This window comes from Nocardia sp. NPDC059229, assembly GCF_042754165.1.
In the GTDB taxonomy this organism is placed as follows: domain Bacteria; phylum Actinomycetota; class Actinomycetes; order Mycobacteriales; family Mycobacteriaceae; genus Nocardia.
This window is the reverse complement of record NZ_JBHZAK010000014.1, coordinates 201598-214333: the sequence shown is the minus strand read 5'-3', so window position 1 is coordinate 214333 and position 12736 is coordinate 201598. Positions and strand designations below refer to the sequence as shown.

The 12736-nt window shown below is 67.3% G+C and carries 14 protein-coding genes; 4 read left to right on the top strand and 10 right to left on the bottom strand.

Annotation, left to right across the window (positions count from 1 at the left end; all coding sequences use genetic code 11):
• Nucleotides 1–91: 91 nt before the first annotated feature.
• A complete protein-coding gene (locus tag ACFXHE_RS29315; protein ID WP_379387655.1) occupies nt 92–829 on the top strand; it encodes a TetR/AcrR family transcriptional regulator in 738 nt (245 codons plus the stop codon).
• Nucleotides 830–847: 18 nt separating this feature from the next.
• On the opposite strand, the gene ACFXHE_RS29310 is transcribed toward ACFXHE_RS29315, so the two are convergent.
• From ACFXHE_RS29310 to ACFXHE_RS29300, 3 genes are read right to left on the bottom strand one after another with little or no spacing between them, the layout of a single operon-like run.
• Nucleotides 848–1819: a low temperature requirement protein A gene (locus ACFXHE_RS29310; protein WP_379387699.1), complete on the bottom strand. Its 972-nt coding sequence runs from the start codon at nt 1817–1819 to the stop codon at nt 848–850.
• A gap of 12 nt (nt 1820–1831) precedes the next feature.
• Entirely contained in the window at nt 1832–2008 is a 177-nt protein-coding gene (locus ACFXHE_RS29305; protein WP_379387654.1) for a low temperature requirement protein A, read from the bottom strand.
• 21 nt (nt 2009–2029) lie between these two features.
• A complete protein-coding gene (locus tag ACFXHE_RS29300; RefSeq protein ID WP_379387653.1) occupies nt 2030–2755 on the bottom strand; it encodes an SDR family oxidoreductase in 726 nt (241 codons plus the stop codon).
• A 119-nt stretch (nt 2756–2874) separates the two neighbouring features.
• Here ACFXHE_RS29300 and ACFXHE_RS29295 point away from each other — a divergent pair, with 119 nt between their 5' ends.
• Nucleotides 2875–3474: a TetR/AcrR family transcriptional regulator gene (locus ACFXHE_RS29295; RefSeq protein WP_379387652.1), complete on the top strand. Its 600-nt coding sequence runs from the start codon at nt 2875–2877 to the stop codon at nt 3472–3474.
• Here ACFXHE_RS29295 and ACFXHE_RS29290 read toward each other — a convergent pair.
• The 6 genes from ACFXHE_RS29290 to ACFXHE_RS29265 all read right to left on the bottom strand — a co-directional run bounded on the left by ACFXHE_RS29290 (nt 3446) and on the right by ACFXHE_RS29265 (nt 10920).
• Nucleotides 3446–4090 carry a MerR family transcriptional regulator gene (locus ACFXHE_RS29290; RefSeq protein WP_379387651.1) on the bottom strand — a complete coding sequence of 215 codons (645 nt, stop codon included), beginning with the start codon at nt 4088–4090 and terminating at the stop codon, nt 3446–3448. The genes ACFXHE_RS29295 and ACFXHE_RS29290 overlap by 29 nt on opposite strands.
• 98 nt (nt 4091–4188) lie before the next feature.
• The gene (locus ACFXHE_RS29285) at nt 4189–5643 is read right to left on the bottom strand and encodes a catalase (protein ID WP_379387650.1); all 1455 of its coding nucleotides are present in this window, start codon (nt 5641–5643) and stop codon (nt 4189–4191) included.
• Between the two features lie 403 nt (nt 5644–6046).
• A complete protein-coding gene (locus ACFXHE_RS29280) occupies nt 6047–7297 on the bottom strand; it encodes a helix-turn-helix domain-containing protein (protein WP_379387649.1) in 1251 nt (416 codons plus the stop codon).
• Between the two features lie 750 nt (nt 7298–8047).
• Nucleotides 8048–9079 carry an aspartate-semialdehyde dehydrogenase gene (locus tag ACFXHE_RS29275; RefSeq protein ID WP_364621396.1) on the bottom strand — a complete coding sequence of 344 codons (1032 nt, stop codon included), beginning with the start codon at nt 9077–9079 and terminating at the stop codon, nt 8048–8050.
• 4 nt (nt 9080–9083) lie between these two features.
• Nucleotides 9084–10349, bottom strand: a complete 1266-nt coding sequence (locus ACFXHE_RS29270; RefSeq protein ID WP_354838925.1) for an aspartate kinase — start codon at nt 10347–10349, stop codon at nt 9084–9086.
• Between the two features lie 112 nt (nt 10350–10461).
• Nucleotides 10462–10920, bottom strand: coding sequence for an SgcJ/EcaC family oxidoreductase (locus ACFXHE_RS29265; RefSeq protein WP_379387648.1), 459 nt, complete (start codon nt 10918–10920; stop codon nt 10462–10464).
• Between the two features lie 97 nt (nt 10921–11017).
• Here ACFXHE_RS29265 and ACFXHE_RS29260 point away from each other — a divergent pair, with 97 nt between their 5' ends.
• Nucleotides 11018–11482 (top strand): MarR family transcriptional regulator, encoded by a 465-nt coding sequence (locus tag ACFXHE_RS29260; protein ID WP_354838919.1) that lies wholly within the window; start codon nt 11018–11020, stop codon nt 11480–11482.
• A gap of 13 nt (nt 11483–11495) precedes the next feature.
• Here the strand turns inward: ACFXHE_RS29260 and ACFXHE_RS29255 are convergent, their stop codons facing one another.
• Entirely contained in the window at nt 11496–12071 is a 576-nt protein-coding gene (locus tag ACFXHE_RS29255) for a dihydrofolate reductase family protein (RefSeq protein ID WP_379387647.1), read from the bottom strand.
• A 72-nt stretch (nt 12072–12143) separates the two neighbouring features.
• Here ACFXHE_RS29255 and ACFXHE_RS29250 point away from each other — a divergent pair, with 72 nt between their 5' ends.
• Nucleotides 12144–12722, top strand: a complete 579-nt coding sequence (locus ACFXHE_RS29250) for a TetR/AcrR family transcriptional regulator (protein ID WP_379387646.1) — start codon at nt 12144–12146, stop codon at nt 12720–12722.
• The last annotated feature ends 14 nt before the right edge of the window (nt 12723–12736 follow it).

The following is a 12736-nucleotide window of genomic DNA, read 5'->3' as shown; positions in this document are numbered from 1 at the left end:
GTACACTGTTCGCAAGAAGGAACGGTGTACGGCCGAACGAACGGCGTTCTAGCTGGGGTTATGCTGTTCCACAGACGAAGGAGGAAGAGCCATGGCGGCCAAGACACAGGAGTTCTCGTCGGTGTGGACCCGCCCGCAGCGACAGCGGCGAGATCAGCCCGCACTGAGCCGGGAACAGATCGTGTCCGAAGCCCTCGCGCTGCTCGATACCGAGGGCTACGACGCGCTCAGCATGCGCAAGCTCGGCACCCGCCTCAATGCCGGAGCCACCTCGCTCTACACGCATGTCACGAACAAGGACGAGATCCTGGAACTGGTGATCGACGAGGCGTTCGGCGAGGTCCACGAGCCCGCCACCATCGCACCGGAGAACTGGCGCGCCGATCTACTCGCGCTGGGTCGCGATGTGCGCGACACCGTCCTGCGCCACCCCTGGATGAGCACCGCCATCACCGGAGCCGGACTCGCCTACCTCGGCCCCAATCTCATGCGCCTGTCGAACGCCATGCTCGCGACCCTCGAAGCGGCGGGCTTCGACGACCGGGAGGCGGACCGGGCCTCGAATGCCTTCTGGGCCTTCGTCCTCGGCTCCGCCGGCACCGAAACCGCCATGCTCACCAGCGTCTCCCGCAGCGGGCTCAGTGAACAGGAGTGGTTCGCCAAGATGATGGCCGTGTCCGAACAGGCGGTACGCGGTTACCCCCACGTCGCCAAACGGTACGGCGTCTACCGGGAACTCGACCCCACGCAGTCCAGGAACGACTTCTTCGACTCCGAGCTCGGACTCATCCTGGACGGACTGGAGTTTCGGCGCGACCGCGCCAAATGAGCAGCGGCGGACCGTGATTCAGCCCAACGTCGCCAGCCGACGGCGCTGGGCCGGAGTCTCCACCACCACCGAGCCGATCACCAATCCGGCCAGCACGCTGAGCAATCCCGCCACCGGAATGTGGGTCGCGATCGGCAGCAGCCCCGCCACCGGCACGGCGGTGAGCAACCGGATCACCACGACGCTCTCGCGAATTCCGGTGAAGGCGGCCCGGGTCAGCGCTACCGAGACCAGGTACACGATCACGCCGCCGACGACGCAGTCCGCGGCGGTGGCATTCGAATGCGCGCTGCCGCCGGTCACCGCGATGCCCATCGACGCACCGGCCAAGGCCAGACCGAGCAGCAGCGGCAGGTGCCCGAAGGTGTAGAGGTGCAGCAGTTTTCCGGTGCGCGCCAGCTCGGTGTGCGACCCCGGGCGCATCCCGCTGCCATTGAAATAGGACCACCACAGGCCCACGGTGAGCGCGAAGGCGGCGGCCGCGGTCACCGCAGCCCAGCCGGCGGTGTGTACCGCCGCGAGGCCATTGGTGAAGCCCAGCACGGATTCGCCCAGGATCACAATGGTGAAGAGCCCGAAGCGTTCTCGCAGATGGTCGGTCTCCTGCTCGACACCGGCCAGCCGCCGGGTCACCACCAGCGGCAGGGCCAGCTCCATGAGCATGGCCAGCGTCCAGGCGCCGTAGCGCAGCGGGCCGGCGTCGCAGGCGAGGCCGCCGAGCCAGCCCACCGCGCTCACCGCCGAACCCAGTGTGAACGAACGGAATACGGCCTGCAGTGCCGGATTCCGCCGGGAATCCCAGGCGTACAGCAGGGCGACACCGGCCCGGGCCACCAGGTACGCGAGGACGAATCCCGCGTCCACGCCCCGGCTCTGGCCGACCGCGCCCGCGAACACCGCCATGCCCACGATGCCGGTCAGCCCGAAACTGGTGAGCAGCCGGTGGGCCGCGGTATCCCGATCGGCCCGATTGGCGTGCACCGCGTACAGGACCCACGCCCACTACAGCGGCACGAACAGTCCGGCCGCCGCGGCCACCGATCCGGCATCGGGGTGCGCGCCCACCCGATGCGTGATCTGGCCGACCGCCGCCGCGAACACCAGATCCCCGAAGCATTCGAACCAGGTGGCCCGGCGCGGTGTGGTGGTTTCCGGTGCGGCGGCAGAGCTTTCGAGCATGCCGACCAAACTACTGGCTGGTCAGCGACCCGTCGCGAGACTGGTGCCGCCATTGGCGTCGAGCACGACGCCGGTGATGAATCCGTTGGTGGCCAGCATGTGGATGGCGCGGGCGATGTCCTCGGGGCGGCCGACGCGGCCGACCGGGGTGGTCGCCACCAGGCCGTCGAACAGGGCGGTGCGCTGCGCCTCGGGAACCCGGTCCCACCACGGGGTGTCGATGACGCCCGGGGAGACGGCATTGATGCGCAGCGGGGCGAGTTCGACGGCGAGCGGCGGCACCATGGCGTCGAGCGCTCCGTTGATGGCTGCCAGGCCCGCGGTGCCGGGGAAGGCCGAGCGGGACGAGCCCGCGGTCACCAGGGTGACCGAGCCCTGCGAATCCAGGTGCGGGAGCGCGGCTTTCAGGATGCGCACCTGCGGCCAGAACTTGCCGTCGAAGCCGGCGGCCAGCTGGTCCAGATCGAGGTCGGCGAAGGGACCGCTGCCGGCCGAGCCGCTCACCGAGATGACCAGGTGGTCGATGGTCCCGGCCTGGGCGAAGAAGGCGTCGATATCGGCCTGGCCGGTGGCGTCCAGGGCGTAGCCGGTGGTCTTGCCGCCGATACGCGCGACGGCCGCGTCGAGCTTGTCCCGGCCGCGGCCGGTGATGACGACCTCGGCGCCGTCGGCCGCGAAGGCGGTGGCGGTGGCCTCGCCGATGCCGGAGCTGCCACCCATGACGACGACGCGCGGTGTTGTGGTCATTGTCGGAAACCCTCTCTGTCGCTGTCCGTCTATTCTTACGGAACTGACAGTCTCGACAACACTGTTGGCGAGACTTTTAGTCTCGACAAATCGGTGAGGTGCGTCACAGGAGGGCGATCATGGAAAGCACGGCGGCACAGCCCAATCCGGCGCGACCGCACACCGGGCGACGGCGCAACGAGGCCACCCGGCAGGCCATCCTCGATGCCTCGCTGCGGCTGCTCGGCGAGTCCGACGGCGCACCGGTCACCATCGACGCCATCGCGCGGGCGGCCGGCGTCGGGAAGCAGACCGTGTACCGGTGGTGGCCGTCCAAGGGCGCGGTCTTGCTGGACGCGCTCACCGAACGGTCGGCGCTCGAGGTGCCGCCGCCGGACAGCGGCTCGCTGCGCACCGACCTGCGCACCCTCATGGAAGCGACTTTCCGTGGCGCACAGAGCAGTTCGACCGCACCCGCGTTGCGCACGCTGGTGCGCGAGGCAGCGCACGACCCGCATCTCGCGGAGCTGTTGCGGACCTTCACCGCGCAGCGCCGGGCAGCGGTGCGGGCCGTGCTCGAGCGCGGGCGGCAGCGCGGCGAACTGCCCGCCGACGCCGATCTCGATCTGCTCGTCGACCAGTTCTACGGGGTGTTCTGGTACCGCTTCATCCTCGGCCACGCGCCCCTGGACGACGCGCTCGCCGAACGGCTCACCGACTCGATGCTGGCCGGCCGCTGAAGAATTCGGCCGAGCGATCGGTCTGCGCCAGATGCCGCAGCGCGGCGATGAGCTCGTCACCGAGCACGTTTCCGACCACGACCGTCTCGGCCATGCTGTCGATATCGCCGCGCGAGGTCAGCACGGCCATATCCAGTTCGGCGATCGTCTCCAGGGCGTGGGCGTAGTCGTCGAGGCGGTCCGCGATATCGCCGTGGCCGAGCTGGCGCAGTGCGCCGACCACCTCGGCGGCGGCCGACACCGCCGGATTGTCGCGGCCGACGCGCCAGCCCAGGCGATCGAGCATGGCCTCCACCTCGGCGCGGGCGGCAGTCCGAGATTCCTCGTCGCAGAAGGCGATGCTGCGGGCGGCGGTGTGCTGGGCGACGCCGAGGATCTTGTGGGTGCCGAGATCCGGATCGTCCAGGGCCGCGATCACCTCGCGCGCCGAGGCGATGGAGAGCCCGCCGACCTCGATGAGCGCCCGGATCAGCCGCAGGCGGCGCAGGTGCGCGTCGTCGTACCGCGCCTGATTGTGGCCGGTCGCTTCGCCTTTGGGCAGCAGGCCTTCCCGCAGGTAGTACTTGATCGTCGGGGTGGACACGCCACTGGCCTTGCTCAGCTCCCCGATTCGCATCGGACCTCCTCGTCGCCGCGCGGGGCTTGCCCACCGAGCCACCATCATAGATAGCCGCGTTATGGACAACGCGGCTATCCGCTACGCCGGGAGCCGGGTCAGAGCTGCTCGCGGACGCCGATCTCGATGCGCTTGCCGAGCTCGGCGTCGACACTCTTCCAGTAGTCGAAGACCCGGCTCAGGATCGGCTCGCGCACGCCGCCCAGAATGTGGCCGACGACATTGCCCACCAGGCGATCCCGCTCGGCGTCGTTCATGACCTCGCGGACCAGGGTGCCGGCCTGCGCGAAGTCGTTGTCCTCGCGGTGCTGGAGGTAGCCGGCCCGGACCATGGCCGGGTCGAATGCCCAGGCGCCGTCGTCGATGGCGCGCGCCGGATCGGCGTGCGGGCCGCCGAAGGAGTTGGGCGCGTACACCGGAACGCTCGCGGCATTGTGCGCGAAGCGCATGGCGCCGTCCTGCGAGTAGGAGTTCACCGGTGCGGCCTTGGCCCGGTTCGGCGGCAGCTGCTCGTGGTTCGCCCCGATGCGGTAGCGGTGCGCGTCGGCGTAGGCGAAGACGCGGCCCAGCAACATCTTGTCGGGCGAGAAGGCAATGCCGGGAACCACATTCGAGGGCGCGAAGGCGGCCTGCTCGATGTCCACGAAGAAGTTCGCGGGGTTGCGGTTCAGGGTCCAGCGGCCGACCTCGATGAGCGGGTAGTCCTGCTGCGACCAGACCTTGGTCAGGTCGAACGGGTTGAAGCGGTAGTTGTCCGCCTCGGCGACCGGCATGATCTGGACCTTCAGGGTCCAGCTCGGGAAGTCGCCGCGCTCGATGGCCTGGTACAGGTCGCGACGGTGGAAGTCGGCGTCCTTACCGGCGAGCTCGTCGGCCTCGGCCTGGGTCAGGTTCTTGATGCCCTGGTCGGTCTTGAAGTGGTACTTCACCCAGAAGCGCTCGCCGGCCTCGTTGATCCACTGGTAGGTGTGCGAGCCGAAGCCGTCCATGTGGCGCAGGGTGGCCGGAATGCCGCGGTCGCCCATGAGCCAGGTGACCTGGTGGGCGGTCTCCGGGCGCAGGGTCCAGAAGTCCCACTGCATGTTCGCGTCACGCAGGCCGGAGCCGGGCAGGCGCTTCTGCGAGTGGATGAAGTCGGGGAACTTGATCGGGTCCTTGATGAAGAACACCGGGGTGTTGTTGCCGACGATGTCGTAGTTGCCCTCGGTGGTGTAGAACTTCACCGCGAAACCGCGCGGGTCGCGCCAGGTGTCGGGGCTGCCCTGCTCACCGGCGACGGTGGAGAAACGCACCAGCGACTCGGTGCGGGTGCCCGGCTGGAACAGCGCGGCCTTGGTGTAGCGGCTGACATCACCGGTAACCACCAGTTCGCCGAACGCGCCCGAACCCTTGGCGTGCACCACGCGCTCGGGCACCCGCTCCCGGTTGAAGTGGGCAAGCTTCTCGATCAGGTAGTGATCGTGCAGCAGGATCGGGCCCTGTGTGCCCGCGGTGAGCGATTCGTTGTCGCTGGGCACCGGGGCGCCGGTATTGGTGGTGGTCGCCTTGGTCATGTTTCCGAGCGTGCCGAGTTTTCTGGAACTAGTCAAGAAAAGTCCGCAGAGCGGTGAGTAAACAAAGGTATATACAGTCCGGCCGCGCAGGCGCGGCCTGGGCCCGGAGCTCATCCTGCTAGGCCAGCCAGGCTGAACGCTCGGGGTGACACCGGACACCATCGCGGGACCGTTGCCCAGATCACACTCCCCGCCCCGGAATAGATCCGGCGGACCCCGGGTTGATCCCCCTTGCCGGCGTCGGAACAGCCCCGGGCCGCACCCTTCGTCGCTACGAGCGACCACTCGCCGAGAGGCGCTTGTTGGGCGTCGGCTTCAACTTTCCGGGATCGCCTGAGCGGCATGCGTCGGACCCGGCTCGCGCACAACGGGATTCGCTGACCGGCCGCCACCCCTGGTTCGCTCAGGGGGTGACCGCGGCGCGGCTCGCCAGCTCCCGTAGTTCGTCGGCCGGTCGCCGACCGGCGAACTGCAGCAGATCCCGCACCACTTCGCGGGCGCGATGATCGGTGTGCACCAGCTCGGGGGTTAGTCGCTCGGCATTGAGCAACGCTTCCAATGCCTCGCTCGCCTGCCGCCGCTGCGCGTGCGCGCGGGCCACATCGACCAGGAAGCGCGCCTGCCGCTCCGGAGACAGGATCGAGGCGTCGACGGTGCGCGCGGTATCGAGCGCCTCGCCGGCGTCGCCCAGTTCGACCGCCACGGCCACCGCGTGCACGGCGACCCCGGTCGGACCGAACTCGGTGTCGAAATCGTTGCGGCCCTCGCCCAACCGGTCGGCGGCGGCGCGCGCCGCTGCCAGCCCGGTGCGGGCGGCCGTGCGATTCCCGTCCGTCGCCGCGATCACCGCCAGCATCAGCTGCAGAGATCCGTACAGCGACAGCACTTCCGGCCGTGGCTGCTCGGCCGCCACCTGCGCGGCCAGCGCGGCCACCGACACTCGCGCCGCCTGCTCGGCCTGTTCCAGGCGTTGCAGACGCAGGAAAGCCTGTGCCATGCGGTAGGTTCCGGCCACCACGCTCAGCGCGTCACCGGATTCCTCGGCCGCGGACAGTGCGCGATCGGCCGCGACCCACGCCGCGTCGACCTCTTCCTGGCGGGTGAACGCGGTCGCGGCCACCTGATAGGCGCGCGAGAGCAGGGTCAGCACCTCCGGCCGCCGCGTGGCATCCGCCCGCGCGGCGTGCTCGAGATCCGGAATCAGTTCCAGCAGACTGCTGCCCACCTCGACCAGCCGGGATTCGTGCGCCAGCTGCCAGGCCAGGTCCACTCGCTGTTGCAGCTCCGGCAGTTTCGCGGCCGCAGTGCTCAGCTCGAGACTGCGATCGGCCTCGTCTCCGAAGAGCTGTTCCAGCGCGGGATGCCCGGTGAGCAGCAGCCGCAGCTGCTCGAACACCGCCGAGCCGGGCCGATGCCCGTCACCGCGGTCGGCGGCAATCGGTTCGGCCGCTTCGGGACGCAGATCGCGTACCGCCACTCCGAGCACATCCGCCAGTCTTTGCAGAACGGACAGTCGCTCAACAGGCAGCACGTCTCGCTCGACCTGCGACACCCAGCTTTCCGAGCGCCGAATCGCCGCTCCCAACTCTTTCTGCGATAGTCCCCGCCGCCGGCGCAACTCCGCTACCCGTGCCCCAAGGGTACTTTCGGCCACCGGGTCAAACTCCTTCTGCCTGATCGGCTTTCCCGGCCGTCACCGCCCGCTTGTTTCGCCGATGTCTACCATGCCCTTCTCCTTCCGCCCTTTCCATCCAGAGGGGGATCTGCCGACAAGGATTCCAGACCGACCGAGCTTACGGCGCACAGTATGGAACATGGATTTTTCTTATTGCACCGCAATTTTTCTGTGTTTAACGTTTGAAGAGGACCCGTCGAACCAAACGGACGACAAGAGGTGGTCATGCCCGGCGAACTTCTCTTCTTCCTACTCGGAGCCGGAATCGGCGGCGCGGCAATGTGGTTCGCGGCGTGCGCCCTTGCGGCCACCAAGTATTCCTCCACTGCCGACGGGGCGACGGTGCAAAGCATCACCGCGCGCCTCGAACGCGAGGGTATCCGGAACTCGCGCTCGATGAAAGGTCAACCAGCCTCGCATCGGGCAACATCGAGATGACCGCCGCACCGAAAACCGACGAAGTCCATGTGCGCCTGCGGTTTCCCGGAGGAATGATCTTGGATTACCGCGCGGAACGCGCAATTGCCGAACGCCTCGCTGCGCATTTGCGCCCGCATCGCATAGAAGTCACGATCGACGGGCTCCGGACCGATCGACTACCGCCGCTCCCCTGTGCCGAACTTTGGGCGGATTGACCGACTCCAGGGAGCCTATCGCATTGACGCCTGGACAATATCCGAAAACGGACCGTGCACTTTCTTGTGCACGGTCCGTAACGGATAGATCTGATCAGTTGTTCAAAAGAACTTCCGCGATCTGAATCGTGTTGAGCGCGGCGCCCTTACGCAGGTTGTCACCGGAGATGAACAGCGCCAGGCCGCGGCCGTCCGGCACACCCGGATCCTGGCGGATGCGGCCCACCAGCGACTCGTCGATACCGGCGGCGGCCAGCGGGGTCGGTACGTCGGTGAGCTTCACACCCGGCGCCTTCGCCAGCAGCTCCTCGGCGCGCTCCACCGAAAGCGGCTGCGCGAATTCGGCATTGATCGACAGCGAGTGGCCGGTGAAGACCGGGACGCGCACACAGGTGCCGCTCACCAGCAGATCCGGCAGACCCAGGATCTTGCGGGACTCGTTGCGCAGCTTCTGATCCTCGTCGGTCTCGCCGCTGCCGTCGTCCACCAGCGAACCCGCCAGCGGGATCACGTCGAAGGCGATCGGGGCCACGTACTTGTTCGGCGCCGGGAACGCCACGGCCGAACCGTCGTGCACCAGCTTCTCGGCATCGCCGATGACGGCGCGCACCTGCGAGGCCAGCTCCTCGACACCGGCCAGGCCGGAGCCCGACACCGCCTGGTAGCTGGACACGATCAGCCGCTGCAGCCCGGCCTCGTCGTGCAGCACCTTGAGCACCGGCATGGCGGCCATGGTGGTGCAGTTCGGGTTGGCGATGATGCCCTTGACCAGGTTGCGGGTGGCCTCCGGGTTCACCTCGGAGACGACCAGCGGCACCTCGGGGTCCTTGCGCCAGGCCGAGGAGTTGTCGATGACGGTGACACCGGCGGCCGCGAAACGCGGCGCCTGCACCCGGGACATGGTGGCGCCGGCCGAGAACAGCGCGATGTCCAGTCCGCTCGGGTCGGCGGTCTCGGTGTCCTCGACCACGATGTCGCGGCCGCGGAACGGCAGCGTCTTGCCCGCCGAGCGCGCGGACGCGAAGAACCGCACCTCGTCGGCCGGGAAGTTGCGCTCCTCCAGCAGCTTTCGCATGACCGCGCCGACCTGACCGGTCGCGCCGACGACGCCTACACGCACACCCATGCCGCTACCGTCCCGTTCCGCCGTGCACGACCGCGACCTCGTCGCCGCCCAGATCGAACGACGAGTGCAGCACCTTCACGGCCTCGTCCAGGTCGGTGTCCTTGACCAGCACCGAGATCCGGATCTCCGAGGTGGAGATGAGGTCGATGTTGATGCCCGCGTCGGCCAGCGACTCGCAGAAGGTGGCGGTCACGCCCGGGTGCGACTTCATGCCCGCGCCGACCAGCGACACCTTGCCGATGTGGTCGTCGTACACGACCTGGGAGAAGCCGATGTCACCCTGCCGCCTGGTGAGCAGCTCGACGGCGCGCGGGCCCTCCAGCTTGGGCAGGGTGAAGGTGATGTCGGTCTTACCCGTCTCCACCTTGGAGATGTTCTGCAGCACCATGTCGATATTGATCTCGGCATCGGCGACCGCGCGGAACACCTTGGCGGCGTAGCCGGGCTCGTCCGGAATGCCGACCACGGTCACCTTGGCCTCGCTGCGGTCGTGCGCGACGCCCGTGAGGATTGCTTGCTCCAAGGGGATGTCCTCCATCGATCCGGTAATCATGGTGCCCGTTTTGTCGGTGTACGAGGACCGCACGTGAACGGGCACGTTGTAGCGGCGCGCGTACTCGACGCAACGCAGCATGAGAACTTTCGAGCCGCAGGCGGCCATCTCCAGCATTTCCTCGTAAGAGACGGTGTCCAGCTTCTGGGCGTCGGAGACGATGCGCGGGTCGGCGGAGAAGACGCCGTCCACATCGGTGTAGATCTCGCAGACATCGGCATTGAGCGCGGCGGCCAGCGCGACGGCGGTGGTGTCGGAGCCACCGCGGCCCAGCGTGGTCACGTCCTTGCTGTCCTGGCTCACACCCTGGAAGCCCGCGACCAGCACGATGGTGCCCTGCCCGAGCGCCTGCTGCACCCGGCCCGGGGCCACGTCGATGATCTTGGCATTGCCGTGCGTGCCGGTGGTGATGACACCGGCCTGCGAGCCGGTGAACGAACGAGCCTCGGCGCCCAGCGAGTGAATGGCCATGGCGACCAATGCATTGGAGATGCGCTCACCCGAGGTGAGGAGCATGTCCATCTCGCGGGCCGGAGCGGCCGGCGCGACCTGCTGGGCCAGATCCAGCAGTTCGTCGGTGGTGTCGCCCATGGCGGAACACACGACGACCACATCGTGGCCGAGCTTCTTGGTCTCGACGATCCGCTCGGCGACCCTCCGGATGCGCTCGGCGGTGGCGACCGAGGATCCTCCGTACTTCTGGACGACGAGAGCCACGGCGGAAATCCTCCAAGATCGACAAACTGCTGCTACCGACCCACAAGACTACCGGCCCAGGTCCACGACTTTTCGTCCCACCTCCTGTCCGCGGATTCCAGTCACCCGGCAGCTATTCCGGCGCCGACATCCGCACGCCCGGATCATGCTTGGCGACAAGGGTGTTGAACAGCCAGCTGTACTTGGTGTTGTGGAAGGCGACGAAGCCCCACTCGCCGTCCCGCCGCACCGCGACGTACACGTTCACCTTGGTGTTGAAGCGGTTCCGGCGGCGCTTGCCCTTCACCACGGCGCCACGGCCGTGCACGACCGCGACATCCGGGGTGACGAACCGCAGACCGGTGATCTCACCGTCGAGGCGGGTGCCCTTCATGTACTTCACGAACAAGGGTTCGTGCGAGGCCCGGATCGCCTCGCGCCCCCGCAGCCGGGCGCCGAACCAGGTGACGTAGTCGGCGTCCGTAGTGAAGACCTCGGCGTAGGCGGCGGCATCCCCGTCCGCCCATGCCTGATTCGAGCGGTCGAACAGCGCGCGAACAGCGGTTTCGTCGGTGATCTGCTGAACAGTCATGACATCCCTCCCGAAGATATCTGAACGAGTCATCAACTGATTTGAGAAGTAGTTGACTCATTCAGATATTGTCCGAGTGAGACTAAGCTGTCAAGGGATGAGCGAGAAACACGACGAACTGGGCGCCGCCCTCACCTTCGCCGCCCAGCGCAGCGCGACCGACGCCGTGATGCTGCACGGGGCCATGGCCGACAAGCTCGGCCTGCACGTCACCGACCTGCGCTGTCTCAATATGCTGCGCATCGGCGGCCCGGCCACCGCGGGCGAACTGGCCCAGCGCACCGGCCTCACCACCGGGGCCATCACCCGGATGATCGACCGGCTGCTGAAGGGCGGATTCGTGCGGCGCGAACACGATTCGAAGGATCGGCGCCGGGTGATCATCACCGCCCTGGACGACCGCATCGACGAGATCGCACCGCACTACGAGTTCCTGGCAACGGAATTCGCCAAGATCGCCCGCGATTATTCGGACGAGCAGTTGGAGCTACTGCTCGAGATCTTCAACCGGCTGCACGAGACCTCGATGGACGTCACCGCCCGGATCCGCGAAAGCGATTGAGCACGAACGGAACTCAGGCCCGATCGAGCCAGGTGACCTGCGTGCCGTTGCCGAATTCCCGGCGCTGGGTGACCTCGAACCGAGACGGGCTGAAGTTGCCGACGATCATGGGCAGGCCCGCACCCGCGATGACCGGATAGCTTTTGAGGATCAAACGGTCGATCTCGCCGATCAGCTGTCCCGCCAGATTCGCGCCGCCGCAGAGCCAGATGTCCAGGCCCTCTTCCTTTTTCAGGCGCCGGACCAGTTCGACCGGATCGCCCGAGACGATCTCCACCTGCGGATTGTCCACCGGCGCAAGGGTGGTCGAGAAGACGTACTGCTTCAGGTGGTTGTACGGACTGTCGGTTCCGGCGGCCAGGCCGGGCTCGTAACTGCCGCGACCCATGAGGACCGTGTCGATCTGCCGGTTCGGCGTATCGACCGGCAGGCCGACCAGTTCGCGAAGGTGGGTCGGGACCGTCTCCGGCATGGCCTCGTTGAACCAGGCCATCATGTCGTCGCCGGTCGGATAGAAGTCGTATTCCCCCTGCGGACCGGCGATGTAGCCGTCGAGGGAGACCGCCACGTAGTAGACGAGCTTTCGCATTGTTTACCGCCTTGTTCGTAGTACTATGTCCGTAGTGATTACTAACGTAGTACTACACATGGAGTGGTGTCAATGGTTCGGACGAATCCGGAACGACGCAATGCCCTGATCGACGCGGCCATCGAGGTCCTGGCCCGCGACGGCGCGCGCGGACTCACCTTCCGCGCGGTCGACAAGGAGGCCCGGGTGCCCGCGGGCACCGCCTCGAACTACTTCGCCAATCGCGACGAACTCCTGATCCAGGCCGGGCACCGTTTCTACGAGCGGCTACAACCCAGCAAGGAGACGATGGACCATCTCTTCACCGGCCCGCGCACCCGCGAGACCATCGCGGAACTGATGACGGAGACCGTCAACCGCATCACCGGGTTCCGCACCGGCTACCTCGCCCTGCTGGAACTCCGGCTCGAGGCCACCCGTCGGCCGGAACTGCAGGCGATCCTCGCCGAGCGGGTGCGCGCGGACCTCGATTTCAATGTCCGCAACCATCTGGACTCCGGCCTGCCCGGCGACGCCGACTCGGTGACGCTGCTCTACCTGGCCCTGAACTGGCTGATCGTCGAAAGACTCACACTGCCCGACATCTTCACCGACGAGGAGGCGGCCCGGCTGGTGCGCATGGCGGTGGAACGTGCCATTCCGACCTTGTGACGAGCATCACCAGG

Excerpts from the sequence above, each read along its gene's own strand:
- ACFXHE_RS29315 (WP_379387655.1), top strand. The coding sequence starts at position 92 with ATGGCGGCCAAGACACAGGAGTTCTCGTCGGTGTGGACCCGCCCGCAG.
- ACFXHE_RS29305 (WP_379387654.1), bottom strand. The coding sequence starts at position 2,008 with ATGCTCGAAAGCTCTGCCGCCGCACCGGAAACCACCACACCGCGCCGG.
- ACFXHE_RS29300 (WP_379387653.1), bottom strand. The coding sequence starts at position 2,755 with ATGACCACAACACCGCGCGTCGTCGTCATGGGTGGCAGCTCCGGCATC.
- ACFXHE_RS29295 (WP_379387652.1), top strand. The coding sequence starts at position 2,875 with ATGGAAAGCACGGCGGCACAGCCCAATCCGGCGCGACCGCACACCGGG.
- ACFXHE_RS29290 (WP_379387651.1), bottom strand. The coding sequence starts at position 4,090 with ATGCGAATCGGGGAGCTGAGCAAGGCCAGTGGCGTGTCCACCCCGACG.
- ACFXHE_RS29285 (WP_379387650.1), bottom strand. The coding sequence starts at position 5,643 with ATGACCAAGGCGACCACCACCAATACCGGCGCCCCGGTGCCCAGCGAC.
- ACFXHE_RS29275 (WP_364621396.1), bottom strand. The coding sequence starts at position 9,079 with ATGGGTGTGCGTGTAGGCGTCGTCGGCGCGACCGGTCAGGTCGGCGCG.
- ACFXHE_RS29265 (WP_379387648.1), bottom strand. The coding sequence starts at position 10,920 with ATGACTGTTCAGCAGATCACCGACGAAACCGCTGTTCGCGCGCTGTTC.
- ACFXHE_RS29260 (WP_354838919.1), top strand. The coding sequence starts at position 11,018 with ATGAGCGAGAAACACGACGAACTGGGCGCCGCCCTCACCTTCGCCGCC.
- ACFXHE_RS29255 (WP_379387647.1), bottom strand. The coding sequence starts at position 12,071 with ATGCGAAAGCTCGTCTACTACGTGGCGGTCTCCCTCGACGGCTACATC.
- ACFXHE_RS29250 (WP_379387646.1), top strand. The coding sequence starts at position 12,144 with ATGGTTCGGACGAATCCGGAACGACGCAATGCCCTGATCGACGCGGCC.